This window comes from uncultured Microscilla sp. (assembly GCF_947493425.1).
Taxonomy (GTDB): domain Bacteria; phylum Bacteroidota; class Bacteroidia; order Cytophagales; family Microscillaceae; genus Microscilla.
This window is the reverse complement of sequence record NZ_CANLRP010000014.1, coordinates 1-19062: the sequence shown is the minus strand read 5'-3', so window position 1 is coordinate 19062 and position 19062 is coordinate 1. Positions and strand designations below refer to the sequence as shown.

The following is a 19062-nucleotide window of genomic DNA, read 5'->3' as shown; positions in this document are numbered from 1 at the left end:
AATAAAGGCAAAAAAATGTCCGCTGTTTAGTCATACAGCGGACTTATGGTTAACTATGCCTTTCTTTAAATTTGCTAGTCTGGAGGATGAAAAAAATGATTTTGTCTTTATCCTGTATAAATGTATGTAATAAATACACCCAAAACAAATCATTTAAAGAGTTATTTGAAAAATAGTAGTTTTTACTAGTCCTTTCCTAAAGTACCCCAAAGTAGTATTACCTGTTTAAAAATCAAACACTTATCCGTAAATATACTCATTAATTGTATAGGCAAACTATTTATTATGAAATGTTAAAATGTATGTACTATATAGTCTAATATCAATAATTATGTATAATTAGCTAATAAAAGGTACACTAAACGCACATTCTACCCCAAAAGCAATCGTTTGAATCTCTCACATAATTCGCTAATTTTAAATTTTAACCATACTTAACCAAAAATGAAGGTACTCATTATAGAAGATGAAGCACCAGCGAGTCGTCGTTTGCAAAAGTTGATCAATGAAATAGACCCTCAAATAGAGGTACTTGAGGTGCTTGATAGCATAGAGACATCAGTGCAATGGCTAGGTCAGCATGCGGCACCTGAGGTTATTTTTATGGATATACAACTGGCTGATGGGATAAGCTTTGATATTTTTGAACAAGTGCAAATCCAAACTCCAGTAATTTTTACTACTGCCTACGATAATTACTCTCTGAAAGCTTTTAAAGTAAACAGTATCGACTATTTGCTTAAGCCAATCAATAAAGTGGCACTCGCTCAGAGCATTGAAAAATACCGCCAACTCAAAAGCCAGTTTTCAACAAGTAATTATCAGCAGCAAATTGGCAACCTGCTTGAAACACTCTCGCTGGGAGCAGCTGGACAAAATACTGCCAATGCTTACAAAAATAGGTTTTTGGTAAAACTCGGTGATCGCTTGGAGTCGGTAGCTGAAAGTGATATAGGGTATTTTCAGGCAAAAGACAAAATGGTGTTGCTTATTACACAACAAAATAAAAAATATCCGATAGACTATTCGCTCGATGACCTGGAACGCTTGCTTCATCCTGCCCATTTTTTTCGCATCAACCGTCAGTTCATTGTAAGAATAGATGCCATCCAAAGTATCCATACTTATTTTAATGGTAAACTAAAGGTAATGCTGACCCCTGAAGTACAAAACCAGGATATTGTGATTAGCCGAGAAAAAAGTACGCAATTTAAACAGTGGCTTGATTTGTAGTTTTATATAAGCCTTTTGGTGGTTTAGGTGGTTGGTGTTTCTTCTTAGAGAGGCTCTAAAAAGAGGGGAGAAACTGGCAATCAAGTCTTCTGCTTCTTCTTAAGTTTCCTCAACACCTCTCAAGTGTTGTTGTTTTATCTTAATATTCAATGGCTTATTGTTCTAGTCTGAAGTCATTTCTTAGCCTTATTGCTCAATAGGGCACTCTATTCCCGTTTTTAATTAATGCAGTCAAAAATACTTTGGATAAATGTGTATCCAAAATAGTTTGCTTTACGTACTTTGTAAAAAATAAGAGTTGTTTAACTTATTTGAATATAAATTAAACAGTGTAAATATTCATAAAAGTATATGTAAAGGGTTTTAAGCGCCTTTTTTGATAAAAAAATGAAATTATTAGATGTAATTACTTTTAATTTTGTTTAACATTTATTAATTTTGGATCAACAAAAATAAAACAAGCACAAACAAACAAAGACTCATCATGCAAACTATAGAATTTAATACCATAGACAAGGCATCTAAGATGCTAAAGCCTTTTGCCCTCAAGCTCACTAAGGACAATGAGCAAGCCAATGATTTGTTACAGGAAACGATGCTCAAGGCCATTACTAACCGCGAGAAATTTACTCAAGGAACCAATCTTAAAGCGTGGTTATACACCATCATGAGAAATACATTCATTACCAATTATCAGAGACTGGCACGTAGGAATACTTTCATAGATAGTACAGCCAACCTGCATTATATAAACTCGTCAGATAATGTGGTAGACAATAGGGCTTATGCCAACTTTACAATTCAAGACATTAACCAAGCAATTAGTAAACTGGATGACACTTACAGTGTTCCCTTTATGTTGCACTTCAAAGGGTTCAAGTATCACGAAATTGCTGAGAAATTAGAGATTCCGATTGGAACCGTTAAGAACAGAATACACCTTGCCCGCAAGGAATTAAAAGGTAGCTTAAAGCAATACGCACGCCATTAAACTCACCTGAGTTTGATGATGAAAGATGAACATTTGTTTTGTGATTCCTAACAAACTTAACTGCTTGTTGGGAATCGTTGTATCATACCCTTACCTTCGGCAGTAACTATCTAATCGTTAGTGCGATTCAAAATAAAAGCAATTGCTACCTACACATTTCCAATCTTTGCACGCTCACCCAACAACTGATATACCTTGCCTCTTTCACAATATGCATCACCATTACAGGCATCTAAACCGTGGGTGCTTGCCTAAGGAATTGTTCAAAAATAAATTTACACTCTGAGGGGTGATTTTTCGCCTTGATACTTCGTTATTTTTATTGCCCGTAGCGCTGCTATGGGCGCAAAAAATAGCCTCGTCTCAAAACAAAACCTCTACCTCAAGAATGGTAATTTAATTTCTCACCATTCCTAAGGAATGGTGTAAAAATAAATTTCTATAGTAACGCTAAAATATTTTGTTGCTAGACGCGGCACGGCAATATCCAGTGGATGTTGAGCGAGCTTGAGGGAAGGTTGGCTAATAGCAGCGCTATTCGGCTATTTTTTAACAAAGTATAGCCTCAAAAGATGAGATTAAGAATGTGTATTTATTTTGGTACCATTCCTAAGCATGATGATATTTTTTTGCCTGACTGCTCAACGTTTGTTTTAGTTCTTTTTTTAATTGATTAAATCAAAGTAGCTTGTTTTGCATATTGTATGATTTATAAAACAAGTATTGTTTAACTTATTATAATATAATATAAACAACATAAATATTCATAAAAGCATATAAAAGGGGTGAGGTGCTTTTTTCGTTAAAAAAGAAAAAAAATAGATGTAATTACTTTTAATATTGTTTAACATTAATTAAATTTGAATCAACAAAGGTTAAACAAATAAACAAAGACTCATCATGCAAACTGTAGAATTCAACACCATAGGCAAGGCATCTAAAATGCTGAAGCCTTTTGCCCTGAAGCTCACTAAAGACAATGAGCAAGCCAAAGACCTGTTACAGGAAACAATGCTTAAGGCAATTACTAACCGCGAAAAATTTACTCAAGGAACTAATCTCAAAGCATGGTTATACACCATCATGAGAAACACTTTTATTACCAATTATCAAAGACTGGCACGTAGGAATACTTTTATAGATAGTACAGACAACCTGCATTATATAAACTCGTCAGATAATGTGGTAAATAATAAGGCTTATGCCAATTTTACAATCCAGGATATTAACCAGGCAATTAGCAAACTGGACGATACTTATAGTGTTCCCTTTATGCTGCATTTCAAAGGGTTTAAGTATCACGAAATTGCTGAGAAATTAGAGATTCCAATCGGAACCGTTAAGAACAGAATCCACCTTGCCCGTAAGGTGCTAAAAAAGAGTTTGAAACAATACGCACGCCATTAAACTCACCTGAGTTTGATGATGAAAGATGAACATTTGTTTTGTGATTCCCAACAAACTTAATTGGTTGTTGGGAATCGTTGTATTATAGCCTTACCCTTTACAGTAAATATCTAACAGTTGGTACGACTCAAAATGAAAGCAGGTATCGCTTGCGTATCTCCAGTCTTTACACGCTTGAGTTATATCACCTAATAACTGATATACCTTGCCTCTTTCGCAATATGCCTCACCATTCCATGACTCCAGCCTTATAATGGCACTATAAGCATTTGCCGCTGCTTGGTAATTGCCCTGTAGTTTGCTTGCTTTCCCTTTTACTTTATAGGCCTCTATATAGGCATTGTCAAGTGCCAACGCCTGATCAATATTCTGCATGGCCAATTCTAGTTGCCCCAAAGTGGTGTTTACTTGTGCCCTACCCAGGTAGGCCTCCTTGTGTAGTGGGTTAATACTGATTACGTCTGAAAAATCCTGCATAGCATCTTCATAATATTCCATTTCATTGCGTAATTGACCACGATAATATAAAGCCCCCTGGTGTGTTTTATCGTGCTTAAGTACTTTGTTCAAGTCATTCATTACTCCTTGAAAAACATCAGACTCATACTTTGCCTTACCTCGGTAAAAGTAAGCATCGATACATTCTGGAAAGTGCTCGATGCAAGTATCGCCAACATTGCGCAACTCGTGCCACAATGCTTCTTTATCCAAACGTTTAAACTCGTATATGTACCAACCATACTTCCCCAAACTCTCCATTATTTGTTCTACCACGTGTTGATCAAGGCAAAACCTCAGTACTTTTTGATAGATAAAATCACTATGTAGCATTTCCCAATCCCAATGGTCACTAAACGATTCAATCAATTGGATAGACCAAGGCAAACTTTCATTTTGTACTAAAGTATCCCAGTACCAGTCTGCTTCAAACCATTGTATCAACTCAATTGTCCAGGGAATGCTATGCAAATTGCTTAGTTCTGACCAGTCCCACTTGTCTTTAAACTTTTCGATAAGCAATATTGACCAAGGTAAGGCACGGTTTTGAGAAAGGTAATACCAATTCCATTCATCTTGAAATTGTTCAATTAATTTCATTGACCAAGGCATTGTTTCGTTTGAACTTAGCTCGTTCCAGTCCCATTTGCCCTTAAACTCTTCTAACAACTCAATAGACCATATACCTAATCCTTGGCTATTCATCTTATCCCATTGTTCTAGATTTGCCCTTTTGTTGGAGGCTATTTCAGGCATACGTGCCCCAGTACTCAGGGCTGTCCAATTGATTTTACTATGATATTTTTTTAGTAACTCAGGAGTCCACGCAAGGTAAACATTCCCGCTGATGCTTTCCCAGTGCCAGCGGTCTTGGTATTTTTCTAGGGTGTGTGCATCTAAAGGGTAATATTTAGAGATCATTTTAACGACAAAGCCTAAATGCTTGCTAAAAAAGTTTGATTTTATTCCTCCACTCATAGTATTTAATAATATTATTTAGCGCTTGTTTAACATTAGCCGGAGGCGGAGTTTGAAATTGGCAACCATTTGATTAAAACCAGTGTTGGTCTGTAAGTGTTTATTATTGGTTAACAAAAATAACCGAATATCACTTGTTGGAATTGTTCTATTGTTGTACCAGTATGCATCTAATATTGAAAACCCTCCGAATTGAGTTTAGTGTACTCCAAACTTACATTGGGGAGATAGGTATGCTTTGTGTACTACCCAAAGGAACAATCATTTCAATGCCAACGTTTAACATGGTTTTTGCTGTACAAAACAAAAAAATCAAGTGCCCAAAGAATGATTAAGGTTGATCACTTCGTAGCGTGAGTTAATATAAATGTAAAGAACCAATATCTAAATGCAATATTATTTTGATATTTTTGTTAGAAAAGGTAAATTTCTGTTTGTCTTATTTTCAAGCAGTTCACTTGTCAGGATAATTATCCAAACACTGATAAAAAACATCCAATAACATGAAAAAAATATTTTGTTTGGCAGTTGCTCTTTTGTGGTTGTCTGCCTTTAGCTTTGCCCAGGAAACCCTTACTCCTGAGCAAACAAATACAATTAAACAAAGCGCGGCAAAACTGTTGCAAAATTACGCAAAAGCGCTTAGCTCGATGGGTGATACCAGTTTTTTACGCACCCTGGAACCCAAACCTTCTGAGTCGGGTACCCAAACTGGTAACAATGACCAGGATCAGGAACCTACTATAGAAGAGATTCCTTACAAAGAGCGTTTGATAGATGTGTTTTTTGAAACCAACGATATTTATGTTTGCAATGATGTTTTTCCTTACTTTAACAAAGCCGATCACCCTCAAACTGCCAACATGTCTAAAATGGTAGTGGCAGAGACCTACCTGACTTATATAATGACCTGGTATAAAAAAGGCATCCAAATAACCTACGACAACCTTGAATATGGGCAAATTAAATTTAATCAAAACGCCCCAGTGCCTTATTATCATCTGAGGGTAAAGTTAAACCGCAAAATTAAAGGTACTTACCAAGACGGTAGCCTGTACGAAAACTCTACCCCGCTTTACTTTTATATACGTACTGCTGGTAAGTACCCCACGCAAATGAGCGAAGTGCAGATATTTTCTATAGATTGGGGTACTCAGGAAGCCCGTGCCCGAAGAAGCGGCAAGATTACGGTATCTGAAGGCATAGCTGCCGGCACTCGTTATTTCGACAGTGAAAATTACCGCATGGCGTATGAAACCTTGATAAAGTATAAGGGTGAAAAAAAATTACGCAAAAATGCCAAGGCTTCGCTTGCCCTAGCCTGGATGTATTTTAGAGGATTGGGCACTAAAGAGAACTTTAAAGAAACACTTGTTTGGCTACAACATGCTGCCGACCGTAAAGATAAGTATGCGTTGTTTTACCTGGGCGAAGCTTACTATTTTGGCTATGAGATAAAAGAAGATGAAAGAAAGGCTTATAAGCTTTATCGAAAAGCTGCAGGTAAACGACTAGGGATGGCAGAACATGCTACTGGACGTGCCAATGAACTGGGAAAAGGTACTTCTAAAAGCATAAGAAGGGCGCGTCACTGGTATAAGCGTGCGGTAAAACATGGCTATTACCAGGCGCAAAAAGATTATGACAGAGTGAAAAAGAAATAAGCTGATTTTTAGCCGTTTTTGAATCCCGCAAATAGGATGTAAACATCAATATTTGCGGGATTTTCTTTTGAGACATATCTTGTAATCATTCCTTAGGAATGGTGAGAAATTAAATTACCATTCTTGAGGTAGAGGTTTTGTTTTGAGACGAGGCTATTTTTTGCGCCCATAGCAGCGCTACGGGCAATAAAAATAACGAAGTATCAAGGCGAAAAATCACCCCTCAGAGTGTAAATTTATTTTTGAACAATTCCTTAGGCGTTATATCCACTTTAAAATCCACTTATTTATGTGATTTCAACTTGCCTTGTTAACTGCCAGATAATGAGGAGTTTATAGTGCCTTGTATATATAATATAAGCCCTTGTAGGTGTAATGTAGTTGTGAATATTTTGATGTAATTATGTTTTTCGGAATATTAGATTGTGAAATGAGTTGATGAGCAAATAAAATTAAATAATACAGCCTGCAAGTAGGGCTAAAAAACTGCTAACAATAGGTGCGAGTGGTAGAGCAGGTAGCTAACGCTCTACTTAATAGTACCAATACAAAAAAACAGAATAGCTTAGCTTAGTTGCAAGCATCTATTTTATTAACCTGCTGAACTCATATACCCAAAGCAATAGTATTCTAAAATTAATTACAACATTTAAAATAAAAAACATGCTACATCTTTCATTTACTCAAACTAGCAAAAATCTTGTGTGTGATTCAAACATAAGCATACCTGAGTATACTGACCACAGGATCAAAATTCCTCCTTTGTATTAACTCCCCCTTTACTTTCTTTGACTTTCAGGTACTTTTTTAACCACCTAATGCCAGGAATTTGTTGAAGGTTTAGCTTCGCTGGGCTTGCCCTAAAGGGCTGCGGTTCTCCAAATGATTCAACATTAGCTTTTTGATTTCAGGCGAGGCGTGTAAGACGGAGTTTAGCAGCGCTAAATGAGTACTTACACAACGAAGCATGTAATCAAAAATTAAACAAGCTCTAGGTTAAACAAAGTGTCTGCAAACTTTTACCAATTTTATCAATTTTATCAAACAATCTTAGGCAATTACTGTCATAAGCCTGGCAGGGGTATAGCCTTAGATACAAGACTACAAGCGTTTTATGGCAGACAGACTAATCGAAGGAGGACCAGAAAATACTCAGGACAATACACCAAAAAATGAAAATCAGCAAAACCAATCACGTGACTCCCTGCTCAAGCGACATAAAGCAAAGTATGAGCGTCATAAGTCAAGACACCAACCCGTGAAATTGAAGGATCGGGATACTAACCTTCAATTGTACGATATACTTACTATGGACGAAAATGCGGGCTTTGAAGCATTGAAAAACTTACTTCAAAAACATGCGCATAAAATTGGCAAAGATTTGGTCGACCAGCTCCTAAGCTCGGCAGGCTCAGCAATGGATTACCTGACTGGATGTGCTGTGTTGGGCTCACAAGCAAACTGGGCAGACCAAATCAATAGTTATGTAGAGAGTTATACTGGTTTTGAGAATGCCATAGGCAAAATGGAAACTGCCATCACCAAGTATGGGGCAGCCCTAAAATCTGCCCAAGGTACCTATCAAACAGTAAATAGCCCAGAACTACACCTTGTTCGGGTTTTTCTCAAATATGTCATTGGAAGGGCCTCTGCCTACGTTATGTCATTGGGTGGCAAAGCCACCCCAACCACGATTCACAACGTTACAGTAGCGTCAGAAGGTCTCCACTACCTGGCTGACCTAGAGGCAAGGTATGAAGATTTGAGGCTTGGCATCAAAAAACGTGCGAAGTTTTTGTATGATACGATTTGCACGGCTAAAGGAGTCGCAGAGGTCGTGATAAAAGAGTGGGCAAAACTTCAAAAACTTACCTTGTCGCAATTGCTTGCCTGGGGCTGGCAAAAGTTTGGCAAGGAGAAATATGGGTCTTTTAGCGATTTTATACTGAATAACAACTCTAATATAGGCATGGTAGGTAGCGGGTTGATAATTGCGGCAGCACTTGGTTTTATGGTCGCCGGAGGTGTAGCCCTGGCGGCATCTAAGGGAGGACCTGGCCCGACAACTGGACCTGGTACCAGCAGTATGATTGGACCTGTGACTGGCTTGGCGCTTGGCTCTGTTGCACTAGGAGCCACTGGAATAGCTGCCAAACTTTATGACCATCATTATATGGGCAAACAAGACGAACAGGCACCCAATGAGCTCAATGAAGTACAAGCACCCCAAGATAAAAAAACTCAAGATTCGCCCAACCAAAACCGTTTTTTCTGGATGAACATGCACCATACCGACATTAAGACGTGGGACAGTGATACCAAGATGGAGAACCAGCAAGGGTACTTGAGCCAATTAATTTGGGGCAAACAAGAGGATCCAATGTATAAGGCAGGTGGTGCCGAGGTAAAATTTGGCATGGGGTTCAACATTTTTGGAAGAAAGCTGCTCACCTCTAATGATCATACCTTCAGGCTTGACTGGGGAGGAAACTTTGAATATAAAAACGATGATATACTCCTTACCGATCAATTGCTCAAATTCAATGAGGCATTTGAAATAGGTGAAGTACATTTGACCAAAATTCGCATTAACAACCAAGGGCTACAATCTATGGGAATGAAGCTCACACGAGTAAATGTAGCGGGTGGTGCTTTTAATGTAAAGAGCCTGGAGGCAAGTTGGAGCAAAGCCAAGGGGTTACATTTCGAAACTGCTGCTGAGGCAAACGTGTTGGGGCATAATTTTAAAGGGGATCTTAGCTTTGGTCTGGACAATGATGGTAAATTAATCAATGGGGCGATTGCTATTGGTTCAGGCGATGAGTTTCACATAATCAAAGATATACTTACAATTAGTAATTTCTTATTGAGTGGAAGCATTGATGAAAACCACAAGGTAACCGTAGGCGCCGAAACAGACATGGAGCTGCTTAAAAATAACCCATACTTTACTGCCAAAGTAGGCAAAGCGTATGTCAAGTATGATCAAACCCGTAAAAAACCCTGGCTGGCTGGGGTCAGTACTTTTGATGCTCAAATTATGGGAGGGCGTATTGGTATGTCGTTTGAAGAAGCCCACCTGAAAGACAATCAATTAGATATTGGCAAGGCTCAACTGAGGTATACCAAAGGTGGTAATGGTAATAATGATGAAGAGGCACTCAAAAATGGGGGCGTATTTGGCGACCTGGAGAATATCTTCAGCATCATTAAAACTTTGCAGGTAAGTGCTACGGTGGGCAAGGTGTCGTTGAGCAAAGAAGGCTTTAAGTTTGGTGAAGCTCCCACCTGGGAACTCAACGAGTTTACTGCAGAATATGCAGGTTTTATGCTATCGCTCAAAATTACCAAAGAGGTGGTCAAAGGAACACTTGCCGGGAAATTTGACAAACACTTTAATATATTCAAGGTGTTGATGGAAGCGCCCATTCCGGCAGTGCCAGGACTCAATATCATAGGCAAAGCGGCCCTGAATGCCCACCTAGGAGCACATGCTTCGTTAGACGTAGAAATGGATAAAAAACGTAGCAGGGACAGTGAAAAGAAAGGAGATGCGTACTTTAAAATAAGTGGCAAGGCTGGGTTTGGCGCAGGGGTAGGGCTTACCGCAGGGCTGGGGGCTTCTATAGGGCTTGCCAATATAGCCTCTGTTTCAGGAATGCTTATGGGGCGCTTTGGAGTAGAGATGACAGGCAACCTTGAGGCAGGGGCTACTCTGGTGTTTAATCGCCACGCCGACCAAGTGCTAAGACAAGGGGAGAAGCCTGAGGACAAGTTTAGGATGCGGGCAGCAGCTGATGTGACGCCTACCCTGGAAATTAGCGGAGGACTATTCTTTAACTTATTGCAGCACGAGTTTCAATTGGCTCAATATAGCCTGGCAAAGTGGGACTTGGGCAAGGGGCACTTTGCTTTTGAAGCTGCACCTGATGAAAAAGGCAAGTACCACCTTACCCCTGATAAAGATAATACCAAACTAAATGATTTTCAGTTCTTAAAAACAGGGCGTTTGGGCAAGGACAATCTAAATGGAATTTCAAAGGATGATGAAAAATATATGGAGTTGCGCAACACGTTTGAACATACAGAAAATGCCTTAGTTGCGAAAAATAAAGCCTCAAAAGAGCTAGAAAATAAGCAAAAGGGGTATTATGAAGCTTTAGGTAATAAGGATAAAGCGTTTAAAAAAGACCATAACTCAAAAAACTCTACTTCAAAATCAAACAAGTTCGAGAAGGCAACTGACACATTAGAAAGTAGGGAAGAGAAATTTCGATTGGCAAAAGATAACTTGACAGAGAAAACAGGTATATACAAGAACAAGTTAGAGCAACTTGACCAACAAGGCAAGAGTACCGAGTTTCAGATGTTAGAAGCTCTCGCTATCATGGTAGCTAAGAAAAAAGGCTTGGAGGACCTTAACGAGGTGAAAAAGCTCGACGAAAATATTAAACTGTTGAAGCACAACATCAGAAAGGTATTGTTGATTAACTATGATCCAGAGGGGGCAGTCGAATACCTGTATTACTATCGTACCGAAAAAACGGCTCACTCAACCTTTAAATGGATGTTAGGCAAACAATTTGGCATCTGGAAGAAGCGTTTGCCTAATCGTCATGCTAAAAACTCATTAGCAAAACAGGGGGTGAAACGATTTGGAAAGAAAGAACAAGGCTATAAAGAATATAAAGCAAAAGTAAACAAGGAACAACAAAGAGTAGAAAACGAGCATCTTAATGTAGATAAAAAACTCGAAGAGCACATTGAAGCCCAACAAAAGCAACAAGGTCAAACGTCGCCAGAGCAGAGGCAAATAGAGCAAGAGCTTGCCGAAGAGGTGCGTAATCATGTAAAAGAAGTGGAAGAAGACATAGCACGCAAAAAACGAACACCGAGTACAGAGTAATTGGGCGGGTGATAAATAGGTGTGTTTTTGCCCTTCTTTACTTTGGTAAGGAAGGGTTTTTTTGCTGACGGTCAGTAGATGTAGGCGTACTCTACCCTACTATTTTTCGCCCAGTTCACTTGTCAGGATAATTATTCAAACACTGATAAAAAATATCCAATAACATGAAAAAAATCTTTTGTTTGGCAATTGCTCTTTTGTGGTTGTCTGCCTTTATGTTTGCAATGATGTTTTTCCTTATTTTAGCAAAGCCGACCACCCCCAAACTGCCAACATGTCTAAAATGGTGGTAGCAGAGACCTACTTGACCTATATTATGACCTGGTATAAAAAAGGCATTCAAATAAACAATTTATAATAGCTTTCAAATCCCACAAATAACAGTGTAAATACTGGTATTTGCGGGATTTTATTTTGAGTTATCTTCTATACTCATTCTTTTTAGGTGCTATATCCACCCAAAAAACCTTTGATTGATACTTGTTCAACCTATGTTTTAACTGTCAGAGAGTGAGGTATTTATAGCACCTTGTATATATAGTATAATGGTATAAATTTTGTTGTAATTGATTTTTTTTAGAATATTAACCTGTATAACAAGTATATAAACAAATTAAAGTTAACTGGCGCAGTCTATATAATAGAATTAAAAAAATACACACAACAACAACAACAACAAGTAAAGGTACGATAGTTAACACATCGCTTGCCACCATAAAAAAACAGAGTATAACAGTTTAATTGCTGGTATTTGTTTTTAACCTCCTGCGCTAAAATGCCCAAAGTAATAGCAACTTAAAATTCACCACATTTTAAAAAAGAAATTTTATGTTACACATTTCATTTATTCAAAATAACAAAAATCTCGTGTGTGATTTTTGTGAAATATTTTATTCAAATACAACCATATCCGAATATACTCACCACAGGGTCAAAGCCCCTCCGGTATATTAACACGCCCCTATTTTATTTTAATTTCAGGTATTCTTTTAACAGCCTAATGATAGGTTGCCCCCTGGATGTATGTCCTTTGCATATTTATCAAATGTATGAGGTAGCCATTCAATAAAAAGGAGTATTCCTGATTACCTAAAAGCTCACTTTCCTTTTTATCAAACAATCTTGGGCAAATACTGCCATAAATGTGGCATTGCTATACCCTAAGATATAAGACTCAAAGCGTTGTATGCCGGAAAAAATACAAGAGACTACCAAAGAACAAGAAAGTCAAGGTAGTACACAAAAAAACAAAAATCAGCAAAACCAGTCGTCGAAAAAGAAACTTGGAGGATCGTCGAAATCTCTGCCCGAATCACATAAATCAAAACATCAAAATGTGATTCGTAGCCACATAAAGCCGCTTCATAAGGCAAAACAAAAACCAGTGGAATTGGGCAAGCGAGATACTAACTCCAAGGTGTTTGATGTGCTTGCGGTAAACGAAAATGTGGGTTTCGAGGCGCTAAAGAGCCTACTCCATAAATATTCCGATCAGATTGGGAAAGACTTGGTTGCCCAACTCCTAAGCTCGGCAGGTTCGGCAATGGATTACCTGACTGGAAGTGCTATGTTGAGCGCACAGCCAAGTTGGACAGGTCAAATCAATAGTTATGTAGACCAATATACTGGTTTTCAGGATTCGGTAACCAAAATGGGGGCTGCCATAGATAAATATGGTACAGCCCTAAAAACTGCCCACGACACTTACCAAACGGTAAATAGCCCAGGGCTGCACCTGGTGAGGGTTTTTCTTAAATATGTGATTGGGCGAGGTACTGCTTATGTGATGTCATTGGGTAAAAAAGCCACCCCAAAAACTATTCACAATGTCACTGTCATGTCAGAAAGCCTTAGTTACCTGACTGACCTGCAGGCAAGGTATGATGATTTGAAACGTGGCATTAGTAATCGTTCAATGCTTTTAGGACATGTGATTTCACTTGCCGAAAAAGCCGCCAAAACCTCTAAAAAGGAGCTGGCAAAGCTTCAAAACTTTACTTTGTCACAACTGCTTGCATGGGGCTGGCAAAAAATGGATACAGGCAAATCTTTTAGCGACTTTGTACTCTCCAATAACTCTAAAATAGGCAAAGTAGGCAGTGGAGGTATACTGCTGGCAGCCTTGGGCTTTTTGGCCGCTGCAGGTAGCTTGTATATGGGGAAACCCCAGCTGGCTTCTAAACTGGCTCTTGGCTCTACTGTGGTAGGAACCACCGGAATGACGGCCAAATATTATGACTATAATTATATGGGCAAAGAAGATGAGCAAGAGCCTGAAAAGCTTAACCTACCTAAGGTACAAGCCCCAAAAGGTAAAAAACCTCAAGACTCGCCTGATAAAAACCGTTTTTTCTGGATGAACATGCACCATACCGACATTAAGAGTTGGGACAGTGAAACCCAGATGGAGAGTCAACAAGGCTACTTGAGTCAGTTAATTTGGGGCAAAGAAGAAGACCCAATGTATAAGTCAGGAGGTGCCGAGGTAAAGTTTGGCATGGGATTCAATATTTTTGGAAGAAAGCTGCTCAACTCTGATGACCATACAGTAAGGCTTGATTGGGGAGGAAATTTTGAGTATAAAAACGATGATATACTCCTTACCGACCAATTGCTCAAGCTCAATAAGGCATTTGAAATAGGGGCAGTGCATTTGACCAAAATTCGTATTACCAACCAAGGGCTACAGTCTATGGGGCTAGAACTCAAAAAAGTAAACGTAGCGGGCGATACCTTTCAGGTAAGCAGTATGAAGGCAGAGTGGAGCAAAGACAAAGGACTACATTTTGAAACTGCTGCCAAGGCAAACCTGTTAGATCATCAGTTTGATGGTACACTTAATTTTGACCTGGACAATGATGGCAAATTAATCAATGGGGATATTTCTATTGGTTCAGGCGATCAGTTTGAAATACTCAAAGATGTGCTCACGATTAGTAATTTCTTGCTGAGTGGAAGCATTGACGAAAACAACAAGGTAACCATAGGTGCTGAAAGTGATATGGATCTTTTGAAAGACAACAATTACTTTAATGCCAAAGTGGGCAAAGCTTATGTCAAGTATGATCAAACCCGTAAAAAGCCCTGGCTGGCTGGAGTCAATACTTTTGATGCTCAAATTATGGACGGACGGATTGGCATATCATTTAACGATGCTCACTTGAAAGATAACCAGTTAGACATTGCCAAGGCTCAACTGATGTATACCAAGGGTGGCAATAGTAATGGGGACGATGAGGCGCTCAAAGGTGGAGGCGTATTTGGTGACCTGGAAAATATTTTCAGCATCATTAAAACTTTGCAGGTAAGCGCTACTGTGGGCAAGGTGTCGTTGAGCAAAGCAAGCTTTAAGTTTGGCGAAGCTCCCAAGTGGGCACTCAATGAGTTTACTGCAGAATATGCAGGTTTTATGCTGTCGCTCAAAATTACCGACCAAGGGCTCAAAGGAAAGCTTTCCGGAGGCTTTGACCAACACTATAATATTTTCAAAGTACTGGTAGAAACGCCCATTCCGGCAGTGCCAGGGGCCAACTTGGTAGGCAAGGCTGCCCTGGATGCCAAGTTGGGGGCGCGTGCTTCGTTGGATGTCACCATGGATAAAACAGATAAGCGTAACCAAAATAATAAAGGAGATAAATACCTCAAAATAAGTGGAAACGCTGGGTTTAATGCTGGGGTAGGACTTACCGCAGGGCTGGGGGCTTCTATTGGGCTTGCCAATATTGCCTCTATTTCAGGAATGCTCATGGGACGCTTTGGAGTGTCGATGGCAGGCGACCTTCAGGCAGGTGCTACTCTGGTGTTTAACCGCAATGCTGACAAAGTGTTGAGGCAAGGGGAGCTTCCTGAGGACAAGTTTAGAATGCGGGCAGAGGCTACAGTTACCCCAACATTTGATATTAGTGGGGGACTATTCTTTAACTTATTGCAACAAGAGTTTTCGTTGGCACAATATAGCTTGGCAAGATGGGAGCTTGGCAAGGGGCAATTTGCTTTTGAGGCTGCTCCTGATGAAAAAGGCAAGTACCGCCTTACCCCTGATCAAAACAACACCAAACTTAATGGGCGTCAGTTCTTAAAAGATCGTAAAAAAGGGTTTTCAAAAGCCGTCAAAGGAATTTCGCCTGAGCGTGAAAAATATATAAAACTACGCCAAACATTTGACCAGGCAGAAGAAGCCTTAGGCAATAAGTCAAAAAACTACGATGAGCTGGTAGAGCAACTCACCGAGCAAGGCAAAGGAGCCGAGAGTCAAATGTTAGATACACTCTCTATAATGGTGGCCAAGCATGAGGCTTTGGTAAGGCTCAAAAAGAACAAGGAAGCTTCAAAGCTTAAATCAGGAATTAGACGGTTGAAAAGAGACACCAAAAAAGTGTTGATGATCAATCACGATCCAAGAGCAGCAGTTGAATACCTTCATTATTATCGTACCAAAAAATCTGTCAAAGCTGGATTTAATAAAATGTTACGTAAACATTTTGCCATTTGGGATTGGCGTTTGCTGAACCGTTATGCCAAAAACTCTTTAGAAAAAGACGGAGTGGAGCGGGTAAATAACCCTGGCTTGTTTGGCAACAAAAAAGACAAAAAAAATCACTCACAGTATAATACAAAGTTAAGGCAAAAAGAGGTAGAAATAAGCAAAGAGTTTGATGTAGATAGTAGGCTTGAGCAACACGTAAACCAAAAAGAAAAGGAGCAAGAGCCACTAGAGCACAACCAACTAGAGCTAGAGCTTGTCGAGGAGGTTCGTAAGCATGTAAAAGAACTGGAAAGTGATATAGGACCTCGCAAAAAACGAACACCTGATACAGAGTAATTGGGCAGGTGGTTTACTTGAGTAGGTATTTTTTTGCTCTTCTTTACTTTGGTAAGGAAGGGCTTTTTTGCTGACAGTCAGTAGATGTAAATGACCTCATATTATTGAAAAATCTAATGCTTACAATACTCCGCAGTGATTTTAGTCAAAGTTGTTTGCTGTTTATCAGTCATTTATGAATTTAAAAACTATTTAACTGGGTGTTTAGGCATAAAACCGAAACACTTTTAAAAATAAAGTGAGTATACAATCTCAATATAAAATACTGGTTTACAGTATTTAACAAGGTGAACATTTACTCGAATCAGCTATGGGCTATCGACTAAATACTATGGACTATTGTTATGACAGATCATACCCAAAAATTGATACGCTTGCTTGCCAGCACCAACGAAGACCACTGGAGGCTGGCTTTGCTTATGATACAACAACAAGGCTACAGTGATGCCCTGGCGCAGGCCCTGACCAGCAATGCTACTAAAAGGGCTTTGTGCCTGGAGTATGGTTTTGGTTGGTTGATATTGAATCATATTTCAGGCAGTGAAACTTTGGCAACCCTGCTTGAGGCAAACAAAGGCAAAGTGTTGCCCGGCTGGGCAAGGGGGTACGACATGCTGGAAGAGTTACACCGTAAGAAAAGAACATTGTTGCGTAACCAAGCAAAAAGGATGAAAAGCCAAGAGGCTTATGAGTTGAGAAAAGCTAAAGCGAAGGCAAACAACGAAGTTTTCGACGAAGTGCTGGAAGAAATCCGTTTTGGTGGAATAGACTTTGCCAGCAACGAAACTGAAGAGTTGGGTGTGGTAAGTGAGCACATCGCATTGATAGAGGCTCGTTTGATAGAAGTGCTTTTGGCAAAAGAATAAAAAAATATAAAAGGTATGAAAAACATAGGAATTTGGCTGCTGGTATCACTTACGCTGGGGCTTGCCCCTTTCTTTCCCGAACCCCACATTTGGGGCAAATTGCGTTGGATAGCTGGAGGTGCGCACGGAATGCAACCAATGGATTGGTTTGACGCTTTTTTGCACGGAACACCCTGACTAGTGTTGTGTTTTTGGGTGGGTAAAATAATCGTAAAACGTCGATAAAAATTCTACCTTTTTTTATTCGTAAATAAGACAATTAGTATCAAACCTTACAAAATTATTTGACGACAATATGAAGATCAACAAACAGTTTAACCAATTGAGTTACAAACGGCTAAAAGAAATCATTGTAAACCACAAAAAGTACGCTGATTTCAACACTTTGGGTGTTTATAGGGCAATAGTAGAACACGAAAAACTGAGCATCAAACAAAAAATAGAGATGAGAGACCTAGCCAATGAATACTTTAGCAAAACCTTTAATTTTTTGCAAGTTAAAGATCCCAACACCTATTTTGCCCTGACAATATTGGGTGAAGAAGATGACTTGACAGTGGCAGATAAGGCCAAAATACGGGAAGATATTCGTCGAAACAAAGAAAAGATTCTCAAAGCCAAACGTATCAAACACCGCAATTTTGGGTATTACTCTAAGCATAACTGTGGCGATGATGCCTGTGCATACAATGGAGTGATGTTTAAAGAGGGTTCTCGTCATTTGTTATAGTGAAAAAAAAATTGCCTACTCCTTTTTGGCATTGTCGCTGTCTATCAGGTAAAGTTTAGAACATAACAACTCACAATATTATGCAAACGCTATTTTTATCATTGATGATTGCCCTGAATGCTTCTTTTGCTACACCCACAACCAAATCACCTGGCATAGACAAACAGTATATTTATCAGCATTGGGTGATTTCGGCAAAAGAGTCCACCAAAACAGTTACTGTGTACCGCCCTCACCGCCTGGCAGATTCAAAAGGGGTAGAAATGAGGCATAAACACGCAGGTATGATTATCAAAAAAGGAGGGAAGCTGCGTCAGTTACGTTGGAGAATGTGTGGCAATGATACGGGACCTTCAGGGTATGACTACCAGTGGAAATGGCAAACTCAAGGGGTATATCAAACGCTTTTGGTGATCAAGAAAAAAGCCACTTATAAAGTATTGGCACTTACTCAAGATATGCTAAAAGTAGAGAAGCTAAGCAAGTAATGATAACAATAGTCCATAGTATTTAGTCGATAGATACTATCTTAAAATTCAAGTTTTTTAATATAAATATTTCAATATTTTGAATATTTTCAAAGATGTATTTATCTTTGCCTTACCCAAAAGGAGTTACAGCAGTAACTACCTAGTGTAGGAGAGCATCTTGCTCTTCTACAATTTTGTTATTTTGATGGTTGTAGTCAAACTCCTCATTTTTCTTCCATAAGGTATAGATCATCACCAGCAACTTCCTTTGCACGGCAGTATAGCCTTTCATCTTTATTTTGGTTCTTTCAAAGACTCTTTGGTACAAATCAGCGAAAACTCCCTCTTTATTTATTGCACAGAATGCTGGCATATATAAAATTCTTCTGATGTGTGTATTGCCTCTCTTAGAGATTTGAGTTTTCCCTTTATGTGTGCCTGAGTCATTATACTGCACATCATAGCCTGCATAACTCACGAGTTGCTTTTGACTAGTG

Annotated in this window: 12 protein-coding genes; 10 read left to right on the top strand and 2 right to left on the bottom strand. The window is 39.1% G+C overall.

Translation table 11 applies throughout. From position 1 onward, the window contains the following. Positions 1-444 precede the first annotated feature (444 nt). The 3 genes from Q0954_RS06225 (at position 445) to Q0954_RS06215 (ending at position 3631) form a co-directional block, all read left to right on the top strand. Positions 445-1233, top strand: coding sequence for a LytTR family DNA-binding domain-containing protein (locus tag Q0954_RS06225; protein ID WP_299455033.1), 789 nt, complete (start codon positions 445-447; stop codon positions 1231-1233). A gap of 484 nt (positions 1234-1717) precedes the next feature. Continuing rightward, on the top strand, positions 1718-2224 hold the full coding sequence (locus tag Q0954_RS06220; protein ID WP_299455031.1) for an RNA polymerase sigma factor: 507 nt from the start codon (positions 1718-1720) through the stop codon (positions 2222-2224). Positions 2225-3124: 900 nt separating this feature from the next. Continuing rightward, positions 3125-3631: an RNA polymerase sigma factor gene (locus Q0954_RS06215; protein ID WP_299455029.1), complete on the top strand. Its 507-nt coding sequence runs from the start codon at positions 3125-3127 to the stop codon at positions 3629-3631. A 90-nt stretch (positions 3632-3721) separates the two neighbouring features. On the opposite strand, the gene Q0954_RS06210 is transcribed toward Q0954_RS06215, so the two are convergent. Beyond that, complete coding sequence (locus Q0954_RS06210; RefSeq protein ID WP_299455026.1) at positions 3722-5107, bottom strand: hypothetical protein; 1386 nt, start codon at positions 5105-5107, stop codon at positions 3722-3724. A gap of 503 nt (positions 5108-5610) precedes the next feature. Between Q0954_RS06210 and Q0954_RS06205 the strand changes: the two genes are divergently transcribed. The 7 genes from Q0954_RS06205 (at position 5611) to Q0954_RS06175 (ending at position 18583) form a co-directional block, all read left to right on the top strand. Next, positions 5611-6771 carry a tetratricopeptide repeat protein gene (locus tag Q0954_RS06205; RefSeq protein ID WP_299455023.1) on the top strand — a complete coding sequence of 387 codons (1161 nt, stop codon included), beginning with the start codon at positions 5611-5613 and terminating at the stop codon, positions 6769-6771. Positions 6772-7885: 1114 nt separating this feature from the next. Continuing rightward, positions 7886-11677 carry a hypothetical protein gene (locus tag Q0954_RS06200; RefSeq protein WP_299455020.1) on the top strand — a complete coding sequence of 1264 codons (3792 nt, stop codon included), beginning with the start codon at positions 7886-7888 and terminating at the stop codon, positions 11675-11677. Between the two features lie 1186 nt (positions 11678-12863). Further along, on the top strand, positions 12864-16499 hold the full coding sequence (locus Q0954_RS06195) for a hypothetical protein (protein ID WP_299455018.1): 3636 nt from the start codon (positions 12864-12866) through the stop codon (positions 16497-16499). 344 nt (positions 16500-16843) lie between these two features. Beyond that, a complete protein-coding gene (locus Q0954_RS06190) occupies positions 16844-17365 on the top strand; it encodes a hypothetical protein (protein ID WP_299455016.1) in 522 nt (173 codons plus the stop codon). A gap of 15 nt (positions 17366-17380) precedes the next feature. Then, positions 17381-17542, top strand: coding sequence for a hypothetical protein (locus Q0954_RS06185; RefSeq protein WP_299455015.1), 162 nt, complete (start codon positions 17381-17383; stop codon positions 17540-17542). 118 nt (positions 17543-17660) lie between these two features. Continuing rightward, entirely contained in the window at positions 17661-18095 is a 435-nt protein-coding gene (locus Q0954_RS06180) for a hypothetical protein (protein WP_299455012.1), read from the top strand. Between the two features lie 80 nt (positions 18096-18175). Continuing rightward, complete coding sequence (locus Q0954_RS06175; protein WP_299455010.1) at positions 18176-18583, top strand: hypothetical protein; 408 nt, start codon at positions 18176-18178, stop codon at positions 18581-18583. A 142-nt stretch (positions 18584-18725) separates the two neighbouring features. Here the strand turns inward: Q0954_RS06175 and Q0954_RS06170 are convergent. After that, positions 18726-19062 (bottom strand): transposase (locus tag Q0954_RS06170; RefSeq protein WP_299455007.1); only part of this gene is annotated, 337 nt, incomplete at its 5' end.